17 protein-coding genes are annotated in these 18,013 nt (G+C 66.5%); 9 read left to right on the top strand and 8 right to left on the bottom strand.

The genetic code is table 11. The annotated features are described in order from the left end of the window. Positions 1–7: 7 nt before the first annotated feature. Positions 8–1,414, bottom strand: coding sequence for a GntP family permease (locus tag EV191_RS20635; RefSeq protein ID WP_132878787.1), 1,407 nt, complete (start codon positions 1,412–1,414; stop codon positions 8–10). Between the two features lie 36 nt (positions 1,415–1,450). Continuing rightward, entirely contained in the window at positions 1,451–3,220 is a 1,770-nt protein-coding gene (locus tag EV191_RS20630; RefSeq protein WP_132878786.1) for an IlvD/Edd family dehydratase, read from the bottom strand. 121 nt (positions 3,221–3,341) lie between these two features. On the opposite strand from EV191_RS20630, the gene EV191_RS20625 reads away from it, so the two are divergent. The 5 genes from EV191_RS20625 (at position 3,342) to EV191_RS20605 (ending at position 6,972) form a co-directional block, all read left to right on the top strand. Beyond that, a complete protein-coding gene (locus EV191_RS20625) occupies positions 3,342–4,013 on the top strand; it encodes a GntR family transcriptional regulator (protein WP_243659093.1) in 672 nt (223 codons plus the stop codon). Between the two features lie 138 nt (positions 4,014–4,151). Further along, positions 4,152–4,664 (top strand): DUF1772 domain-containing protein, encoded by a 513-nt coding sequence (locus tag EV191_RS20620; protein ID WP_132878784.1) that lies wholly within the window; start codon positions 4,152–4,154, stop codon positions 4,662–4,664. Beyond that, positions 4,661–5,110, top strand: coding sequence for a hypothetical protein (locus tag EV191_RS20615; protein ID WP_132878783.1), 450 nt, complete (start codon positions 4,661–4,663; stop codon positions 5,108–5,110). The genes EV191_RS20620 and EV191_RS20615 overlap by 4 nt, the downstream gene beginning before the upstream one ends. An 18-nt stretch (positions 5,111–5,128) precedes the next feature. Next, complete coding sequence (locus tag EV191_RS20610) at positions 5,129–6,298, top strand: sensor histidine kinase (RefSeq protein ID WP_424565488.1); 1,170 nt, start codon at positions 5,129–5,131, stop codon at positions 6,296–6,298. Then, positions 6,295–6,972 carry a response regulator transcription factor gene (locus EV191_RS20605; RefSeq protein ID WP_132878781.1) on the top strand — a complete coding sequence of 226 codons (678 nt, stop codon included), beginning with the start codon at positions 6,295–6,297 and terminating at the stop codon, positions 6,970–6,972. The genes EV191_RS20610 and EV191_RS20605 overlap by 4 nt, the downstream gene beginning before the upstream one ends. 9 nt (positions 6,973–6,981) lie before the next feature. Here EV191_RS20605 and EV191_RS20600 read toward each other — a convergent pair whose 3' ends face one another. Next, on the bottom strand, positions 6,982–7,443 hold the full coding sequence (locus EV191_RS20600) for a DUF1801 domain-containing protein (RefSeq protein ID WP_132878780.1): 462 nt from the start codon (positions 7,441–7,443) through the stop codon (positions 6,982–6,984). 99 nt (positions 7,444–7,542) lie between these two features. Next, complete coding sequence (locus tag EV191_RS20595) at positions 7,543–8,304, bottom strand: AraC family transcriptional regulator (protein ID WP_165913032.1); 762 nt, start codon at positions 8,302–8,304, stop codon at positions 7,543–7,545. A 79-nt stretch (positions 8,305–8,383) separates the two neighbouring features. Between EV191_RS20595 and EV191_RS20590 the strand changes: the two genes are divergently transcribed. From EV191_RS20590 to EV191_RS20575, 4 genes are all read left to right on the top strand, one after another. After that, entirely contained in the window at positions 8,384–9,193 is an 810-nt protein-coding gene (locus EV191_RS20590; protein ID WP_207894597.1) for a sulfite exporter TauE/SafE family protein, read from the top strand. 69 nt (positions 9,194–9,262) lie between these two features. Continuing rightward, a complete protein-coding gene (locus EV191_RS20585; RefSeq protein WP_132878778.1) occupies positions 9,263–10,621 on the top strand; it encodes a 3' terminal RNA ribose 2'-O-methyltransferase Hen1 in 1,359 nt (452 codons plus the stop codon). Then, complete coding sequence (locus tag EV191_RS20580; protein ID WP_132878777.1) at positions 10,618–13,107, top strand: polynucleotide kinase-phosphatase; 2,490 nt, start codon at positions 10,618–10,620, stop codon at positions 13,105–13,107. Before EV191_RS20585 ends, EV191_RS20580 begins: the two co-directional genes overlap by 4 nt. A gap of 59 nt (positions 13,108–13,166) precedes the next feature. Continuing rightward, positions 13,167–14,423, top strand: a complete 1,257-nt coding sequence (locus tag EV191_RS20575; protein ID WP_132878776.1) for a PucR family transcriptional regulator — start codon at positions 13,167–13,169, stop codon at positions 14,421–14,423. Between the two features lie 18 nt (positions 14,424–14,441). On the opposite strand, the gene EV191_RS20570 is transcribed toward EV191_RS20575, so the two are convergent. The 4 genes from EV191_RS20570 to EV191_RS20555 are packed head-to-tail and all read right to left on the bottom strand — an operon-like array spanning position 14,442 to position 17,995. Next, a complete protein-coding gene (locus EV191_RS20570) occupies positions 14,442–15,245 on the bottom strand; it encodes an SDR family oxidoreductase (protein WP_132878775.1) in 804 nt (267 codons plus the stop codon). Beyond that, complete coding sequence (locus EV191_RS20565) at positions 15,242–16,042, bottom strand: SDR family NAD(P)-dependent oxidoreductase (RefSeq protein ID WP_132878774.1); 801 nt, start codon at positions 16,040–16,042, stop codon at positions 15,242–15,244. Before EV191_RS20565 ends, EV191_RS20570 begins: the two co-directional genes overlap by 4 nt. A gap of 4 nt (positions 16,043–16,046) precedes the next feature. Beyond that, positions 16,047–16,811, bottom strand: coding sequence for a crotonase/enoyl-CoA hydratase family protein (locus EV191_RS20560; RefSeq protein ID WP_132878773.1), 765 nt, complete (start codon positions 16,809–16,811; stop codon positions 16,047–16,049). Further along, positions 16,808–17,995, bottom strand: coding sequence for a thiolase C-terminal domain-containing protein (locus EV191_RS20555; protein WP_132878772.1), 1,188 nt, complete (start codon positions 17,993–17,995; stop codon positions 16,808–16,810). The genes EV191_RS20560 and EV191_RS20555 overlap by 4 nt, the downstream gene beginning before the upstream one ends. Positions 17,996–18,013: the final 18 nt, after the last annotated feature.

Genomic DNA, 18,013 nt, shown 5'->3' with positions numbered 1-18,013 from the left:
GGCAAGCTCAGGAGAAGAACGCGCTGAGGATCAGTGCGCAGACGAATCCGGTGATCCCGACCAGCGACTTCATCACCGTCCACGATTTCAGCGTGTCGGCTACCGACATGCCGAAGTACCGGTTGGCCATCCAGAAGCCCGAATCGTTCACATGCGAGAAAGCGGTGCCACCACAGGCGATCGCGATACAGGTGAGCGCGACCATCGGATCGCTCAGGTTCATCTGTTCGGCCAGTGGCGCGGTGAGGGTGGCGCCAGTGATCATCGCTACCGTACCGGAGCCCTGGGAGATCCGGATGATCGCCGCGGCGAGGAACCCGAAGACCACGATCGGCATACCCCACGCGGTCATCGCGTCGGCCATGACCTCGCCGATCCCGGTTTCCACCAGGAGCCCACCGAATACCCCACCGGCACCGGTGATCAGGATGATCACACCGGCCGGCGCAAGCGCTCGGGTGGCGAGTTCCTGCAGCTCCGCCCGGTTGGCGCCACGCCGCACACCGAAGAACCACAGCGTGTACAGGCAGGTGACCAGCAAGGCGATTACCGGATGGCCGATGAACGCGAAGGCAATCTGCGGCGCGCTGCCTTCGATCAGTAGCGCGTCTCCGGTAGTGCCGCCGAGGATCAGGACCAATGGCAGCAACAGCGCACCGAGAACGGCGCGGAAACTGGGCAGTGGCGAACCATCCTGCGCGAGCTCCTGCTCGTCCCCGGCCGCACCGGCCGAACCGGTTCCGGTGCCAGGTCCGGTCGTTACCGAACTGCGCTCTTCTTCCGGCGCCGCCACATAGATCCGCTTGGCGATGAACTTGCCGAACACCGGACCGCCGACCACCATCGCCATGGTCCCGCAGATCGCGCCAAACAGGATCACCAACCCGAGGTCAGCATGCATAATGCCGGCGGTAGCGATGGGGCCCGGCGTCGGCGGGATGAAAGTATGCGTGACGCTCAACCCGGCACACAATGGAATCCCGTAGTACAGCAGCGATTTCTTAGTACGCCTGGCGATGACGTACAGCATCGGCACCAGGATCACGATCGCCACGTCGATGAACACCGCGATAGAGATCAGGAACCCGGCGAAACCGAGTCCCCATGCGACATTGCGATCGGAGAACCGCCCGATCAACTGGCTAGCCAGTCGTTCAGCGGCCCCAGCGCGTTTGAGTATCTCACCGAACACCGCGCCGAGCCCGATGACGATGGCCACCTGCCCGAGCGAACCGCCCATCTCCTCGACGATCAGGTCAACGAGCCGGACCGGATTCGTTCCGGTGGCGAGCCCAAAAGCGATACTTACCAGTAGCAGCGCGATGAATGCCTGCACCTTGACACGAATAACCAGAAACAACAACAGCACGACCGCAAGTACGGCCGCGCTCACTATCCAAGCGGTACTTTGCATCTCATCCTCGTCGATGTGCGTAGCCGGGTGTGTGCGCTACTTTCTTGGCACCGTTCCTTGGTTCGTTTCGGCCTGCAGGAAGCGAAAGTCGCAGCCTTCCTCGGCCTGCGTGACTTGCTCGACATACAGCCTGCGGTAGCCACGAGCGGGCACAGGCTGGCTGACCGGCGAATCCCGCTCCCGTTCCTGAAGATCCTTTTCGGACACCTCGAGCTGGATCAACCGCTCCTGCACGCTGAGCCGGATCTGGTCACCATTCCGCACGTGCCGCAGCGGTCCGCCAACCGCGGCTTCCGGAGACACGTGCAGCACGATCGTCCCCGCGGCCGTGCCCGACATTCGCCCATCGGAGATGCGCACCATATCCCGCACACCCGCGCGGGCAAGCTTCTTCGGAATGGGCAGATAACCCGCCTCCGGCATACCGGGAGCGCCAACCGGGCCGATGTTCTTGAGCACCAGCACGTCATCCGGCCGCACATCGAGATCTTCATCGTCGATCCGGGCGGCGAGGTCCGCGGAGTTCTCGAAAACCACCGCGCGACCCCGATGTTCCAGCAACTCCGGTGCGGCCGCGGCCTGCTTGATGATCGCCCCGTTCGGCGCGAGGTTGCCACGCAGCACCGCGATGCTCCCCGAAGGGTAGATCGGCATGGTGCGCGGCCGGATTACCTCCTGCGCGAACGGTTCCGGCGCACGATCGAGCTCCGCGCCGAGGGTACGCCCGGTCACCGTGGGCGCGTCCAGATTCAGCAGGTCGCGTAGCTCGTGGAGAAGCGCGGGCACCCCACCGGCCTTGTGCAGGTCCTCCATGTAATGCCTGCCAGCCGGCTTCAAGTCGACGAGTACCGGCGTTTCCCTGCTCATCTCATCGAATCGCGCCAGGTCGAGCGGGTGGCCAAGACGGCCAGCGACCGCGGCGAGATGCACAAGGCCATTGGTCGAACCACCGACCGCGAGCAGCACGCGCAGCGCGTTCTCCAACGCCGCCGGCGTGAGGATCCGGTCCGCGGTAAGCCCCTCCTCGGCGAGCTCAGCTGCTCGACGGCCGGTCTGCTCGGCAATCCGCATGCGGTCCGCGGTCACCGCGGGCGGCGTCGCGCTGCCGGGCAACGCGATCCCCATGGCCTCGGCCACGCACGCCATCGTGCTGGCGGTCCCGGCGACCGAGCAGGTGCCCACGCTGCCCACCAGGCTGCCGTTGACCTCGTTGATCTCCTGCTCGTCCAGCTCCCCAGCGCGATGCTGCCCCCAGAACGCCCGGCAGTCAGTGCAGGCACCCACCGTGCGCCCGCGATATGCGCCGGTCAGCATTGAGCCAGTGACCAGCTGGATCGCTGGTTTGCCCGCGGAAGCGGCGCCCATCAACTGCGCGGGCACCGTCTTGTCACAGCCGCCAATCAGCACGACCGCGTCCACCGGCAGGGCGTTGATCATCTCCTCGGTGTCCATCGCCATCAGGTTGCGCAGGAACATGCTGGTGGGCTGCGCGAAACTCTCATGCAACGAGATCGTGGGGAACTCCACCGGTAGCGCCCCGGCCAGCATGACACCCCGGCGAACAGCCTCGATCAGCTGAGGCATGTTGCCGTGGCAGGGATTGAATCCGCTGCCCGTGTCCACGATGCCCACCACGGTGCGGTCCACGGCGTCGTCGGTGTATCCGGCGCCCTTGATGAACGCCTTGCGCAGGAACAGTGCGAACTCGGCATCGCCGTAGTTGGTGAGGTTGCCGCGCATACCGGCTGGCTTGCTCGGGGCACCGACAGGTCGCTCCGCGGGCCCGCCCGGGTCGCCTTCGGCCATTATCGACTCCATTATTGATAATTTTGGCGATGAAACTTCGGGACATAGAATCATGCCCGCGCCGGGTGTGCAACTACGGTGCGCTATATCCGCCGTTTTGATCTTGGAGGGACCCAGCGCTGTGACCATCGGTGCGACGGCCGTCGCGGACCGTCTCGAGGAAGAGATCGTCCTTGGCCTGCGCTTCCCCCGGGAGCGGCTGATCGAGGACGAGCTGATGGCGAGATTCGACGCGAAACGCCACGCAGTTCGCAGCGCGTTGCGGGAACTGGAGAACCGGGGTCTGACCGAGCGCAAGCCAAACGCTGGCGCATTCGTGAAGTCCTATAGCGCGAAGGAAGTCCGCGATCTTTACAACGTGCGGGAGCTGTTGGAGACCAGCTGCGCGCAGCTGATCGAGTTCCCGGTACCCGGCGAGCGGATCGATGAGCTGGCGGAGATCCAGCATGGACACGACACCGCAGTGGCCGCTAAGGACCTGCGCGCCGTGGTTTCCGCGAATATGGCCTTCCATCAGGCACTGTTCGGCTTGGCGGACAACATCGTGCTGGTTCGAGCGATCGGCCGGCATGCCCGGATGGCGCACGTGATGCGTTCGGTCACGGTGACCGACCCGGAGTACCTCGAGCGCAGCAGGAGCGAGCACTGGACGATGTTGCGGGCGCTGCGTACCGGCGACGCCGAGCTGCTCGCGGACACCTGCCGCGCACACTTGTTGCCTTCCCGCGATGCTTACCTACGGCGTATCGCCGACCTGGCAGCCGCGGACCCCGATGGCCGCCAGTCCGGCTGAACGGCACCACACCGCGCGGGCTTCACCCGCTCACCTACGTCGAGCGACGTACCCGGTACGCGCGGGACAACGGATGTGCCGCCAGCTTCCTCGGCCGTACGTTCAGATGGCACACAGTCCATTTCGAACGGAGTTGCCATGCGAGCATCCGCGGTCCCGCTTGCCGTTTCGGCCGCGTATGTCTGGATCGCGATGGTAGCCTTCGGCGGTATCTCCGTGGAAACCATCGTGATCTACCCGAACGTGTTCCACAATGTACCCAGCTCGCTCGCCCAGTCCATGGAGTTCTTCACGGTGACCGGGCCAGCCGACTTCTTTCCACCGATGGGCCTGGTCACCGCGATCGCCGCCGTGGCGACCGTGGCGTTGCTGTGGCGAGCTCGACCGGCACGGTGGTGGGTCACCGCCAGCCTTGGCAGCCTCGCGATCGGCGAATGGTTGTTTTCCGTGCTGTACTTCTGGCCGCGAAACGACCTCATGTTCGAGGAAGGAATCGCCGTGCACACGGCGGAAGTGCTACGGCAAACGGCCGTAGAGTTCGAAACCGGCCATTGGCTTCGGCTCGGGATGAGCGCGCTCACCGCCACCCTGGCATTCGTCGGATTCCTGCGCTACCAGCGCGAACGCACGCTCGTCAGGAGCCGGGCATGAGCGACGGACCGCGCAAGATCGGCCTGGGGCCGCTGACCGTCCTCGCCCTTGCCGCGCTCGGCGTACCCAGGGTTATCGCGCACGACCTCGCCCTGGTCGGCCCGCTGGTCAACGGGCTGCTGGTGTTCGTGCCGATCGCCGTCTGGATCGCCTACGTGCTGTGGAAGCGGGTGCCGAATCCATTGGTGACGCTGCTCGCGGTCGGCCTTGCCTATGGTGCCCTGCTCGGGATCACCCACCAGATCCTGTGGACAGCGGCCTTCGCGGGCGATCCGCCACAATTGGGCGGCAACCTCGCGGGCACGCTGTCGCCAGGAATGGAAGCTGTGGTCGTGCGACTATTCGCGTTTGGCAGCAGTCTGTTCACCGGAGTGCTGCTTGGCGCGGGTACCGGCGCGGCGAGCTGGCTATTGGCCAGACTGGTACCCGCGTTCCGGCCACAGTGACAACCACCAGGAGCAGTCATCAGCCCGCACACCGACGCCGCGGACCGACGGAATCTCGCCGTCGATACGGGCCTTGGCATGCTCGTGCTGATCGCAGTCGGCACCGCGATCACCGCGAACTTCGGGCGGACCGGTCCACCCGGACTGCCCGCCTATGCATTCGGGGCATTCTTCGGCGCGCTCATGCTGGTACGCCGGCGCTGGCCGGTAGCGACGCTGATGGTGACCGCCACCGGACTGCTCGGCTACTACGCGCTGTCCTATCCACCCATCGGGCTCGCCGTACCGGTGGCCGCAGCGTTGTTCTCCGCCGCCGAACTCGGCCGGCTGTACTGGGCCATGGGCACGGCGCTTGCGCTGCTCGCCATCTCGACCGGGGTACGTATCGGCCAGGGCGATGACCTGAGTTTCGTGCTTGGTCTGGAGATACCGACCTCGGCCGCGCTGATGGCCACGGTGATCGCGCTCGGGGACAGCCTCCGCTCGCGTCGCGGTTGGCGTGCCGAACTGGCGCGTCAAACCCACGCCGCCGAGTTGGAGCGCGAGCGTACGGCTGCCCGGTTGGTCGAGCAGGAGCGTCTGCGCATCGCACGAGACCTGCACGATCTGCTCGCCCACACGGTTTCGGTGATCTCCCTGCACACCGACGTAGCACGGGAGTCGCTACGCGATGATCCGGACACCGCGGAGCGTTCCCTCGCCTCGGCGCGCGCGGCGTGCGGGGATGTCGGTCAGGAGTTGCGGGCGACGTTGCATGCCTTGCGCGCACCCGACTGCGCCGAGAACACCCCGGTATTGGGACTGGACCGACTCGACGCCCTTGTCGATACGGCCACGGCTACCGGGCTGGACGTTCGAGTGAGCGCAAGCGGCACGCCGGTAGCGCTGCCGGCGATCTCGGATGCCACCGCCTACCGAGTCATTCAAGAAGCGCTCAGCAACGTGCTGCGGCACGCGGCCGCCAGTACCGTACACATTGAACTGAACTACAGCGAGGAAACCGTGTTGATTCGGGTTACCGACAACGGCCGTGGCGGGTCGACCACTGCCACCGTGGACCACACGGGCCTTGGCATCATCGGAATGCGCGAGCGCCTCGCCCTGCTCGGCGGCGAGCTACACACGACGTCGAGACCGGGTGCCGGATTCGCCGTCGAGGCGCGCATTCCTGCGCGGGTGCCGGCATGATCCGCGTGGTCCTGGTCGACGACCAGCAGCTGATCCGGGCCGGACTGCGCGCTCTCCTGGATCGCGCCGACGACATCACCATCGTCGGGGAGGCCGCGGAAGCGGAAGCCGGAATCCGGATCATCACACGGGAACGGCCCGATGTGGTGCTGATGGACATCCGGATGCCCGGCGAGGACGGGATCGTGGCGACCCGGCGGATCGTCGACGATCCCGAACTGCATCGGGTGCAGGTCATCGTGCTCACCACGTTCGACACCGACGAGCACATTCTGGACGCGGTGCGTGCCGGCGCGGCGGGATTTCTCCTCAAGGACACCAGCCCGGACGACATGCGCGCGGCCGTGCGGGTCGTCGCCAACGGCGATGCGCTGCTCTCCCCTTCGGTCACCAGACGCGTGATGCGAGCGGCGGCGAGTGGGCCCGTCACGCGCTCAGCCGCACTCGACGTACTGACCGAGCGGGAGCGCGAGGTACTGGCCAAGGTCGGGGAGGGACAGTCGAACACCGAGATCGGGCGCAGTCTGCACATGAGCCCAGCCACCGCGCGCACCCATGTTGGCCGTCTGTTCAGCAAGTTGGGGGCGCGCGACCGAGCGCAGCTGGTGGCAACCGCCTACGAGACCGGCTTGATCACCCCGGGTTCCACCGATTCGACAACGGAAGCCGGATAGCCCGAGACCTCAGCCCACGGCCTTGCGCACCAACTTCGTGATCGTCTTCTCGCCTGCCGAGCTGAGTTCGGTGAGCGCGAACGAGGTTGCCCACAGGCCACTGTCCTCGTCGAGCTCGGCCTCGGTGCTGAACCCGAAGGTCGAATAACGTTCCTTGTCCACCTGCCCACTCCGGAAGAAGCACAGCACCTTTCCCGCCTTGGCCCACGCTGGCTGGCCGTACCAGAGTTTCGGTGCGAGATCCGGCGCCGCCGCGGTGACCACGGCGTGTACCCGCTCGGCCAGCTGCCGGTCCGGTTCGGACATCTCGGCGATCTTCGCCAGCATCGCGGCTTCATCGGCCGCGGCCTTCTTTGCCCCCTTGCCGCCACGCGCTTCGGCCTTCACCTCAGCCGCACGCGCCTTCATCGCGGCGCGCTCCTGCTCGTTGAACCCCGGTGCCGCCTTGTCACCGGACTTTCCCGCAGCCATCGTGTCGCACTCCTTCGCTATCGAGGTACTGCCACGCTAACCCGGAAGGCGGCGCTGGACTTCTCGATTCCTGATCATCACCCGACGGCCGGTCGACGCTCACCTGCCGTGCAGCGCCGAGGGCGGCAGGCCAAAGACCCGGCTGAATGCCGCGGTAAACCCCGCTGGTGAGGCGTAACCGAGTTCGCCAGCGACGCGGGCGATCGGATGCGCGCGCAACAGCGGGACGGCGGCGATGAGCCGAGCGCGCACCCGCCAGGCCGCAGGGCTCATGCCCAGTTCGAGGTGGAAGCGCCTGGCGAGCCCGCGCTCGCTGAGCGCGAGCCGCCGTGCCCAGTCCGCGTTCGTGACACCCGGTTCCGGATGCGCGAGGTATTCCCGGCACAGCGCGCCGAGCTCCGGTGTCGCGGGCAGCCCGATGTGTAGCGGCAGCGGCGCCAGCCCCGCGAGCTCGAACAGCAGCAGCTGAGCAACGGCGCCAGCCCGCCCCGCAAGGTCATAGTCCGGTCCGAAGTCGACGGCGACCAGCAGCAGTTCGCGCAACAGCGGGGTGACATCGACGACGGTGCATACGCGCGGCCACCACGGCACGGCGGACGGCTCGATGTAGAGGCTGCGGGTGCTCGCCTCCAGCATGCGGATGCGGTGCCGGGTACCCGCCGGGATGAGTACCGCCCGGTCGCTCGGCACGGTCCAGGTGCCGTCCTCGGTTTCGGCGATCATGCTGCCGGTCGCGCTGTACAGAAACTGCGCCCTGCGGTGGGTATGCCAGTCCAGCAGGTAGCCGGGTTCGTAGTCGGTTCCGATCGGCAGCACGTCCCTCGGTACCCGGTCATAACACTCATAGGACACGTTCCGCACATGGCCAGGATACTGACCAACTCTCGAAATATCTTGGCGGAACATCGATTGTCTGCCAGCTAGTCAGCCGCTGGAATTGATGCTCGTGGGTGAACTGCTGCTCTTGTTCGCTGTCGGGCTGCTATCCGGTACGACGACGGTGCTCTTCGGCTTCGGCGGTGGATTCGTGACCGTACCCGCGATCGTCGCGGTGCACGGCGCCACCGGCTCTGACGTCGCGCATATCGCCGTCGCCACCTCGAGCGCTGTCATGATCGTCAACGCGCTGGTGGCCACCGCCGCGACCGACCGCCAGATACTTGCGCTGCTACGCGGCAGGACGGGACTTCTCGGACTGCTTGGGCTCGGCGGCGCGATCGGCGCGAGTGCGGCACAACTCGCCCCTGCCGCGCTGATCACTTGGAGCTTCGTCTGCTACATGCTCGGAACCATCGTGGACGTTCTCGCCCGACCTGGATTCCTGCGCCCGGCAACCGCCGCCGACCGCACACCGGGCGGAATGGCCATCGGCACCGTGGCTGGGCTGCCGATCGGCACGATCGCGGCGTTTCTTGGCGTGGGCGGCAGCGTGATGACAGTGCCGCTGCTGCGCCGAGCTGGCCAGCCCATGCGGGTCGCGACCACACTCGCCAACCCGTTAACCCTTGCCATCGCGGTCCCCGCGTTCCTGGTGTTTCTTGCCCAGCGCCCGGATATCGCGGGCAATGGCGGCATCGCACTGGTCGGTGCGGTGGATCTCGGCTCGGCTGCCGCGCTGCTCGCCGGCGCGCTACCGGTGATCGTGATACTGCGGCGGCGCCCGCCGCGCATACCCGACCGACCCTACGCGTGGAGCTATGTGGCGCTGCTCGGACTGTCCACCGCCACCATGATCGGCACCACGATCTGACGGTCGCCGTCGTCGGCACGCACCCCACCTCACGCCAAACCAATTGCGGGCTACGGGATACTCGTCGTCATGCTTGTCAGCATCACGACGACGCACCAGCCCGCGACCGATCTCGGATACCTCCTGCACAAGCACCCGGACCGCGCGCAACGGTTCGAGGTATCCACCGGCACCGCGCACGTCTTCTACCCCGAGGCGTCCGCGCAACGCTGCACGGCGACCCTCTTGCTGGACGTCGACCCGATCGGGCTTGTCCGCAAAGCAGGTAACACGCTCGGTCAGTATGTCAACGATCGCCCGTACGCCGCCTCGTCGCTGCTGGCTGTCGCTATCGGCAAGGTGTTCGGCACCGCGCTGCGCGGTCGCTGCGATGCTCGGCCCGAACTGGCGGAAACCCCGATCCCGCTGGAAATTCACCTACCCTGTTGCCCCTCGGCGCTGGCCGAGCGGCTGTTCACGCCGCTGGGCTGGACCGTGGCCGTCACCAGCCAACAGCTCGATCCCAGCTTCGCTGACTGGGGCGAGAGCCCGTACGCCGACCTGCGGTTGACCGGCACGCTTCGCCTCTCGGACGCACTCGCGCAGCTGTATGTGCTGCTGCCCGTGCTCGATGACGGGAAGCACTACTGGGTTGTTGCCGACGAGATCGACAAACTACTGCGGGTCGGCGCGAACTGGCTCGCGACGCATCCGGATCGCGAACTGATCACCACCCGCTACCTCGCGCACCAGGGCCGCTATGCCGCAGAGGCACTCGAGCGGTTGACCGAACTCGACGATCGGCCAGCCGAGGATGCCGAACACGCGGAGCCGCCCGCGCGGGAACGGTCACTCGCGCAACAACGGCGCGCGACCATTGTAGACGAGCTACGCGCCATCGGCGCACACCGTGTCGTGGATATGGGTTGCGGCGAAGGAAAGTTGCTGCACGAACTGGTTGCCGAGCCCACCTTCACCGAGATCGTTGGCGTGGAGGTCGCAGCCGGCCAACTGCGTTCGGCCGCGCGGCAGGTCGAACGATTCGCCGATCGGCAGCGTGAGCGAGTGAGTCTGCACCAGGGCTCGGTGAGCTACGCGGACCCACGGATCGCCGATTTCGACGCGATCGTACTGTCCGAAGTAGTCGAACATATCGACCTACCTCGACTTCCCGCGCTCGCGGCAACAGTTTTCGGTGCAGCCGCGCCACGACACGTGCTCGTGACGACTCCCAATTCGGAGTACAACGTCCGGTGGGAATCGCTGCCAGCAGGCCACCTTCGACACCCGGATCATCGCTTCGAGTGGACCCGCGCGGAGCTGGGCTCGTGGGCGGACGACATCTGCGCGACGCACGGCTACGACGTACGACATGTGCCGATTGGACCCGTTGACCCCGAAGTCGGCTCGCCGACCCAGCTCGCGGTATTCACCAGGAGGGCCGCATGACCAAGCGCATCGCCATCCCCGACCTGAGCCTCGTCGCGCTGGTCGGCGTCACCGGCTCCGGGAAGTCGAGCTTCGCCCGCGAGCATTTCGCCGCGACCCAGATCCTGTCCTCTGATGCGTTTCGCGCCATGGTCGCCGACGACGAGAACGACCAGTCGGCGACCAGCGACGCGTTCGACGCGCTGCACTACGTTGCGGGAACCCGGCTACGCGCCGGCCGGCTCACCGTTGTCGACGCCACGCATGTGCAGCGCGATGACCGCGCGAAACTTGTCACGCTCGCCAGGGAACACGATGTGTTGCCGGTCGCGGTCGTCCTGGATGTCCCGCTGGGGACACTGCGGGAACGGAACAAGGGCCACCGCGACCTGCCCGAGCATGTAATCCGCCGGCAGCACGACGCGCTGCGCAGGTCCATCCGGCACCTCGCCAAGGAAGGGTTCCGCAAGGTCCACGTACTGTCTCCAGAGGACAGTGTGTCCATCGAGTACGAGAGGGCCTACAACGACAAACGGGAACTGACTGGCCCGTTCGACATCATTGGCGATGTGCACGGCTGCCACGCCGAACTGGTGTCCTTGTTGACCAAGCTGGGATACGTGGTCAGCCCCGATACGGCGTATCACCCGGAGGGCCGTACCGCCGTGTTCGTCGGCGATCTGGTCGATCGCGGCCCGGACACTCCAGGGGTACTGCGCCTGGTGATGGGAATGGTCAACGCGGGCAACGCGTTGTGCGTATCGGGTAACCACGAGCACAAGCTTGTTCGCGCGCTGGGTGGCAAGAATGTCAAGGTCTCGCACGGACTCGCCGAATCGCTGGCGCAACTTTCCGAGGAATCCGAGGAGTTTCGCACGGCGGCCCGCGAGTTCATGTACGGGCTGGTCAGCCACTACCGGCTGGACGGCGGCCAGCTCGTTGTCGCGCATGCCGGGCTGAAGGAGGAATACCACGGCCGCGCCTCTGCCCGGGTGCGCTCCTTCTGCCTCTATGGCGAGACGAGCGGGGAAACCGACGAGTACGGCTTGCCGGTGCGCTACCCGTGGGCGGACGACTACCGGGGAGCGGCGACCGTGGTTTACGGCCATACACCGGTGCCAGAGGCGGAATGGGTGAACAACACCATCTGCCTGGATACCGGCTGTGTGTTCGGCGGCGCACTCACGGCGATGCGTTGGCCGGCCAAGGAACTGGTCTCGGTACCCGCTGAGCGGATGTACTACGAGCCGGCAAAACCGCTCGAAACGCCGACCCGCGCGCCGGATGTCCTGCGCATCGACGATGTGCTCGGCGCCCGGCATGTGGACACGCGGCTGATGGGCAAACTCAAGATCCGCGAGGAGAATGCCGCTGGCGCGCTCGAAGTGATGAGCCGGTTCGCGATCGCGCCGCAGTGGTTGCCATATCTACCACCGACGATGGCGCCGTGCGCGACGTCCACTATGGATGGGATGCTGGAGCATCCCAGGGAAGCGTTCAACGCCTACCGCTCCGACGGCGTGCCGGCCGTGGTGTGCGAAGAGAAGCACATGGGTTCCCGCGCTGTCGTGGTGCTGTGTCGCGATCAGGAGGTCGGCCGGCGCCGGTTCGGCGCTCTGGACGGCGCGGCCGGCGCCGTGTACACCCGCACCGGCCGTGCGTTCTTCCACGAGCGGAACGGTTTCCTTGACCGGCTACGCGCGGCGGCGAACGCGGCTGACTTGTGGTCCACGTTGGACAGTGACTGGGTTGTGCTGGACGCTGAACTGTTGCCGTGGTCAGCGAAGGCGGACGAACTACTCAAGCGGCAGTACGCCCCGGTCGGCGCGGCGGCGACCTCGGCGCTGCCGGCCGCGATCTCCGCCCTCGAGCAAGCGACCGCACGCGGCGTAGACCTCACCGGTCTGCTGGCCGAACAGCGAAGCCGGTTGTCGAACGCGCGCGGCTACGTGGCGGCCTACGGGCGGTACTGCTGGCCGGTGGACGGTCTGGAGGGGATCTCGCTTGCTCCGTTCACCGTGCTCGCGGCAGAAGGCCAGGTCCATGCGACCAAGCCGAGGGACTGGCACAGCGCGCTCTTGGACCGCTTCGTCGCGGCGGATCCCGCACTGCTGCGGTCGACCCGAAGGCTGCGGGTGGATCTTGCCGACGAAGCATCGGTGGCGGCTGGCATCGACTGGTGGACTGAACTCACCGAAGCCGGCGGCGAGGGCATGGTGGTCAAACCGGCCGAGCCCGTGGCCGGAAAGCTGGTCCAGCCAGGGGTGAAATGCCGTGGTCGCGAGTACCTGCGGATCGTCTACGGACCGGACTACACCGAGCCACGGCATCTGGACCGGCTGCGCCAGCGTTCCCTTGGCCGGAAACGGTCGCTGGCACTGCGCGAGTATGCCCTCGGTATCGAATCGCTCTCCCGGTTCGTGGCCGCGGAGCCACTGTGGCGGGTACACGAACCGGTCTTCGCGGTACTGGCCCTGGAGTCCGAACCGGTCGACCCCCGTCTCTGAGCAACCGCGATATCCGCAAGGATGCGGTCTACTGGGCTCGCCCGGTCTAGAATCCGGCCATGGCGACGTTCAGCACGCCCGAGCAACCGCCTGGGCACGCGGATCTCACGGAGCAGCCACTCGGTTGGCTGGTCCGTTGGCTGAACACGGAACTCGACGAGGTACTCGACTCCCTGGTGGACGGTGAACTCGCCGAGGTCCCCGAGCTGGCCATCGCGCGGGAGGACCCACGAGCGGCGATCCGGCTGGCTGTCCGGGTACACCTGGTCAGCCTCGTCAACTGCGTCGGCCAGTCGCCGCGGGGCGGGCAGATCGCCATGCCCCCGCTGATCGATCGACACGCCAGGGCGCTTGCCCGCCAGGACATGCCACCCCTGACCGCACTACTGCGTGCTTTCGAGATCGTGCACGCCGGGCTGTGGCGGAGGCTGGCCGCGGCATTGCGGGACGGCCCCTATCAGCTTGCCCCGGAACATCGAGCCGAAGTACTCGAACTAGCCTCGGCGCACCTGTTCGCCTACTTCCAGACCGCGACCAAGGCGACCGCGACGGCCTACGCCAGCGAACGAGCCCTGATTGAACGGCGAAGCATGTCCCGGCGCGCGGAAGTCATCGCCGCCCTACTCGCCGGCTCGATTCCCGTCACCGAAGCCGAATCGACCCTCGGGTACGAGTTCAACACCAGCCATGTCGGCTATATCGCCTGGGTGGACGCGCTGTCCGAACTGGACAGGCTGGACAGTGTCACCACGCGACTGTTCGAACGGCTACGCCCTCGTCAGCACCTCGCCGTGCCGAATGGCGAACGCAGCCTGTTCGGCTGGATCTCCAGCGGGGACGCCTGGCATACGGCCCTTCGTGAGGAAACCCTGCCGGACGGCATTCACCTCGCGCTCGGCGCGCCACAGCAAGGCGTGGACGGTTTTCGCGCCAGCCATCTGGAAGCGCTGGAAGCCCGCAGGGTCAGCGTGGCCGTCGGGCTCACCGCCATTAACAAGCCGGTGCTCTTCGACGACATCGCCGTCGCCTCACTCGCCTCCCGCGACCTCGTCGCGGCCAACGCGTTCGTGCACCGCCAGCTGGGCAGACTGGCCAGCTCCGACGAGTCCGCGCACCGGCTGCTCCGCACCCTTGCCGTATACCTCGAAGAGCTCGCCAGCCCAACGAAAACCGCACGGCGCCTGCACGTACACCCGAACACGGTGATCAAGCGAGTCGAGCGGATCGAGGAAATCCTCGGCCGACCCGTCGATCCGGGAAGCCTCGCGTTACGCGTCGCGGTGGAACTGGCACCGTTCAGTGGTGACCCACCATAGAGCCCGCTTCCGGCCAACTCAGGTGCAGTCGACGATACCCCCGTCCACCGGGATAACCGCCCCCGTCAGGTAGGCACCCGCCCGCGCGGACAGGAACTGCACGACACCGGCGATATCCATGGCGGCGCCCGTCCTGCCCATCGGGATCGACGCATCGAGCGCCTGCTTCGCCTCGGGATCCTCGAAAACGAAGGCACTCATCCGGCTCTCGAAATAGCCGGGCGCGAGCGCGTTGACGGTCACGTGGTCCGTGGTGAGCTCACTGGCCAGATGCCGCGTCAACATATGCACGGCCGCCTTGGTCGAGCTGTACGCATAGTTCTGCATCGCCGGCACCCGCATCCCGGCGATCGATCCGATGTTGATGACCCGCGCTGGATCCGGTGCGCTGCCCGCCTTCCGCAAGGCCGGCAGCAGCGCCACGGTCAGCCGGAACACGCCGCTGAGGTTGAGGTTCACCAGCTTGTCCCACGCCGCGTCCGGGAATTCCTCCAGCGGAGCTCCCCAGGTCGCGCCCGCGTTGTTCACCAGGATGTCCAGCTGGCCGCCGAACCGCTCGTCCACGGCTTCGCGCAACGTCTCCGCGCCGGCGGGGGTGGCCACATCCGCGGGCACACCAGTGCACCTACCGAACTCGCTGAGCAGCTCGGCGGTATCCGCGCACGCCTTCGGTTTGCGCGAGGAGACCAGCACCGTGGCACCGGCACGGACCAACCCTTCGGCGATCATCAGGCCGATCCCGCTGGTACCACCGGTCACCACGGCGGTCTTGCCCGCGATGCCAAACAGTTCCGCGGTGAAATCGGTGGCGTCACCGGTCATAGCGTCACCGAGTATCCGCCGTTGACCGGGATGGTCTGCCCGGAGATCCAGCCGGCGGCGGCCGATGCCAGGAAAGCCACCATGCCCGAGGCATCGGTGGGCTCTCCGACCCTGCGCACCATGTACTGCCCGAGAACCCGCTTCCGCATATCCGGGTCAGCAAGGTACTCCTCGGTCGCGGGCGTACGCGTGGCGCCGAGCGCGACGGAGTTCGCGGTGACCTGGTACCTGCCGCCGAGCCGGGCCAGTGCCCTGGTAAGCCCGGCCGCGCCGGCCTTGGCTCCGGAATACGCCTCGAGTCCGTTGATCTCGCCGACCCTGCCCGCATCCGAAATGACCGTGACGATTCGGCCGCCGCCCGAAGCGTTCACCATCTGCCCGAGCGCATACCTGGCACAGTTGAGCACGCCGTGCAGGTTCACCCCGATCGACGGGTACCACTCGGCTGGCCCCTGTTCCCAGAACGGTTGCGATGGTGGCGCCTTGTCCCCACCCTGGTTTCCGGCGTTGTTCACCAACACGCCGACCGGGCCGTAGGCTTCCTGGATCGTCGCGAACATCTCGCCGACCGCGTCGAAATTCGATACGTCACAGCGCAATCCCATGGCTTTGGTGCCCTGCTCGCTGATCTCATCGGCGACCCGCTGAGCGCGCGCGGCGTCGATATCGTTCACCACCACCGCGCCCGCGCCGTGCGCGGCAAGGTCCAGGGCAATCTGACGGCCAACGCCCTGGCCCGCGCCGGTGACGACGGCAACACGGCCCTCGATATCGATGATCTGTCGAGTTTGGCTCATCGGCTCAACGTCCCTTCCATACCGGTGCACGTTTTTCAGCGAAGGCGGTCATTCCTTCGCGGTAGTCAGCGGAATTCACTACCTGGTCGACGAACGGCTGCTGGTTCTGCCAGCTGTCCTCGTCTGTCCATTCGGAACTGTGACGCACGATGGCCTTGCTCGCGCGCACCGCGACCGGACCGGCGGCCGCCACTTCGCCAGCGAGCTCGAGCGCGCCCGACAACGCCTCGCCCGGTTCGGTGACGCGATTGACCAACCCGAGCTCGTGAAACCTGGTTGCCGGCCAGACAGCCCCGGTGATCGCGGCCTCCATCGCGATGGCGTACGGGATCCGCCGTGGCAACCGGAACAACCCGCCGCCCATTGCGGGAAAACCGCGTTTCGCCTCGGGAAGCCCCAGCTTGGCGGTACTCGCCGCGACAACGAGATCACAACTCAAGCAGAGTTCGAGCCCACCGCCGACAGCATGTCCCTCAACGGCGGCGATCACCGGCTTCTCCGGTGGTAGCGCCATGATCCCACCGCCGCCACGGCGTTCGGTCAGCCCGAGTTCGCCCTTGCCGGCGGCGATGATGTCCTGACCCGCACAGAACACGCCGCCAGCGCCGGTCAGTACGGCTACCCGCAACTCGTCATCGGCCTCGAACGTGTCCACGGCCGCTTCCATCGCGTACGCGGTCGCCCGGTCGAAGGCGTTCTTGCGTTCCGGCCGGTTGATCGTGATCACCGCGATATGCTCGCGGCGCTCGAACAACACCTGATCACTCATGCGGCCGCCTTACGGTAAATGGTCACCACGGCGGCGCTGCCAAGACCGACGTTGTGGGCCAGCCCGACCCGCGCGCCTTCCACCTGCCGCCGATCGGCTTCGCCACGCAGCTGCCAGCTCAGCTCGGCGCACTGCGCCAGACCGGTCGCCCCGAGCGGGTGTCCTTTCGAGATCAACCCGCCGGAAGGGTTGACCACCCACTTGCCACCGTAGGTCGTCGCCCCGGCATCGATCAGCGTCGCGCCTTCGCCCTCCGCGCACAGCCCGAGCGCTTCGTAACTCAGGATCTCGTTGATCGAGAAGCAGTCGTGCAGTTCGATCACGTCGACGTCCGTAGGGCCGAGTTCCGCCTGCGCGTAGGCCTGCCGCGCGGCCTGCTCGCTGACGCCCTTACCTACCAGATTGAACGCGTTGTCGTAGGCGTCCGGGGTGTCCGTCGTGAGCGCCTGCGCCACGATCTCAATAGCCTGATCGGCGAGGCCGTGTCGATCGACGAATTCTTCGGAGACCACGATAGCCGCCGCTGAGCCGTCCGAGGTCGGCGAGCACTGCAGTTTGGTCAGTGGATCGCACACCAGGTTCGCCGACAGGATCTCCTCGAGTGAGTAGACATCCTGGAACTGCGCGTTCGGATTGGCAGCGGAATGCCGGTGGTTCTTCTCCGCCACCTTGGCGAACTGCTCGCGGGTGGTGCCGTACCGCTCCATATGGTCCAGCCCCGCCGCGCGGAACATCTCCAGTACCACCGGAGCGCCGGTTGGCTCCCGCAACTGGGCCGCCGCCTTGACGAACTTCCCGACCGGATCGGTCGCTTGTGGATGAACCGCGGTGCCGAGCGAACCACGCCGCATCTTCTCGAAACCGAGCGCGAGTACACAGTCCGCCAGCCCGCCGGCGACCAGTTGCCGGGCGTAGTACAGCGCCGAGGAACCACTCGCGCAGTTGTTGTTCACGTTCAGCACCGGGATACCGGTCATGCCCAGGCCGTACACCGCGCGCTGGCCGGCGGTGGAATCGGCGTGCACGTAACCCACGCAGGCCTGCTCGATATCAGCGTAGCTGATTCCGGCGTCCGCGAGCGCCGCGGTTCCGGCCTGCTGGGCGAGTTCGGGATAGTTGGGGTCAGGCTTGCCCGGTTTGTCGAACTTGGTCATGCCGACACCGGCAACGAATACGCGTTTCATAGCGGTTGGTTTCCGATC

It is taken from the genome of Tamaricihabitans halophyticus (assembly GCF_004340875.1).
Classification (GTDB): domain Bacteria; phylum Actinomycetota; class Actinomycetes; order Mycobacteriales; family Pseudonocardiaceae; genus Tamaricihabitans; species Tamaricihabitans halophyticus.
The sequence above is the reverse complement of the archived record's forward strand: the minus strand, read 5'-3'. Positions and strand labels throughout refer to the sequence as shown.

Bases quoted from the DNA above. Each gene is read 5' to 3' on its own strand.
- EV191_RS20635 (WP_132878787.1), bottom strand. From the start codon at position 1,414: ATGCAAAGTACCGCTTGGATAGTGAGCGCGGCCGTACTTGCGGTCGTG.
- EV191_RS20630 (WP_132878786.1), bottom strand. From the start codon at position 3,220: ATGGCCGAAGGCGACCCGGGCGGGCCCGCGGAGCGACCTGTCGGTGCC.
- EV191_RS20620 (WP_132878784.1), top strand. From the start codon at position 4,152: ATGCGAGCATCCGCGGTCCCGCTTGCCGTTTCGGCCGCGTATGTCTGG.
- EV191_RS20615 (WP_132878783.1), top strand. From the start codon at position 4,661: ATGAGCGACGGACCGCGCAAGATCGGCCTGGGGCCGCTGACCGTCCTC.
- EV191_RS20605 (WP_132878781.1), top strand. From the start codon at position 6,295: ATGATCCGCGTGGTCCTGGTCGACGACCAGCAGCTGATCCGGGCCGGA.
- EV191_RS20600 (WP_132878780.1), bottom strand. From the start codon at position 7,443: ATGGCTGCGGGAAAGTCCGGTGACAAGGCGGCACCGGGGTTCAACGAG.
- EV191_RS20590 (WP_207894597.1), top strand. From the start codon at position 8,384: ATGCTCGTGGGTGAACTGCTGCTCTTGTTCGCTGTCGGGCTGCTATCC.
- EV191_RS20585 (WP_132878778.1), top strand. From the start codon at position 9,263: ATGCTTGTCAGCATCACGACGACGCACCAGCCCGCGACCGATCTCGGA.
- EV191_RS20580 (WP_132878777.1), top strand. From the start codon at position 10,618: ATGACCAAGCGCATCGCCATCCCCGACCTGAGCCTCGTCGCGCTGGTC.
- EV191_RS20575 (WP_132878776.1), top strand. From the start codon at position 13,167: ATGGCGACGTTCAGCACGCCCGAGCAACCGCCTGGGCACGCGGATCTC.
- EV191_RS20570 (WP_132878775.1), bottom strand. From the start codon at position 15,245: ATGACCGGTGACGCCACCGATTTCACCGCGGAACTGTTTGGCATCGCG.
- EV191_RS20565 (WP_132878774.1), bottom strand. From the start codon at position 16,042: ATGAGCCAAACTCGACAGATCATCGATATCGAGGGCCGTGTTGCCGTC.
- EV191_RS20560 (WP_132878773.1), bottom strand. From the start codon at position 16,811: ATGAGTGATCAGGTGTTGTTCGAGCGCCGCGAGCATATCGCGGTGATC.
- EV191_RS20555 (WP_132878772.1), bottom strand. From the start codon at position 17,995: ATGAAACGCGTATTCGTTGCCGGTGTCGGCATGACCAAGTTCGACAAA.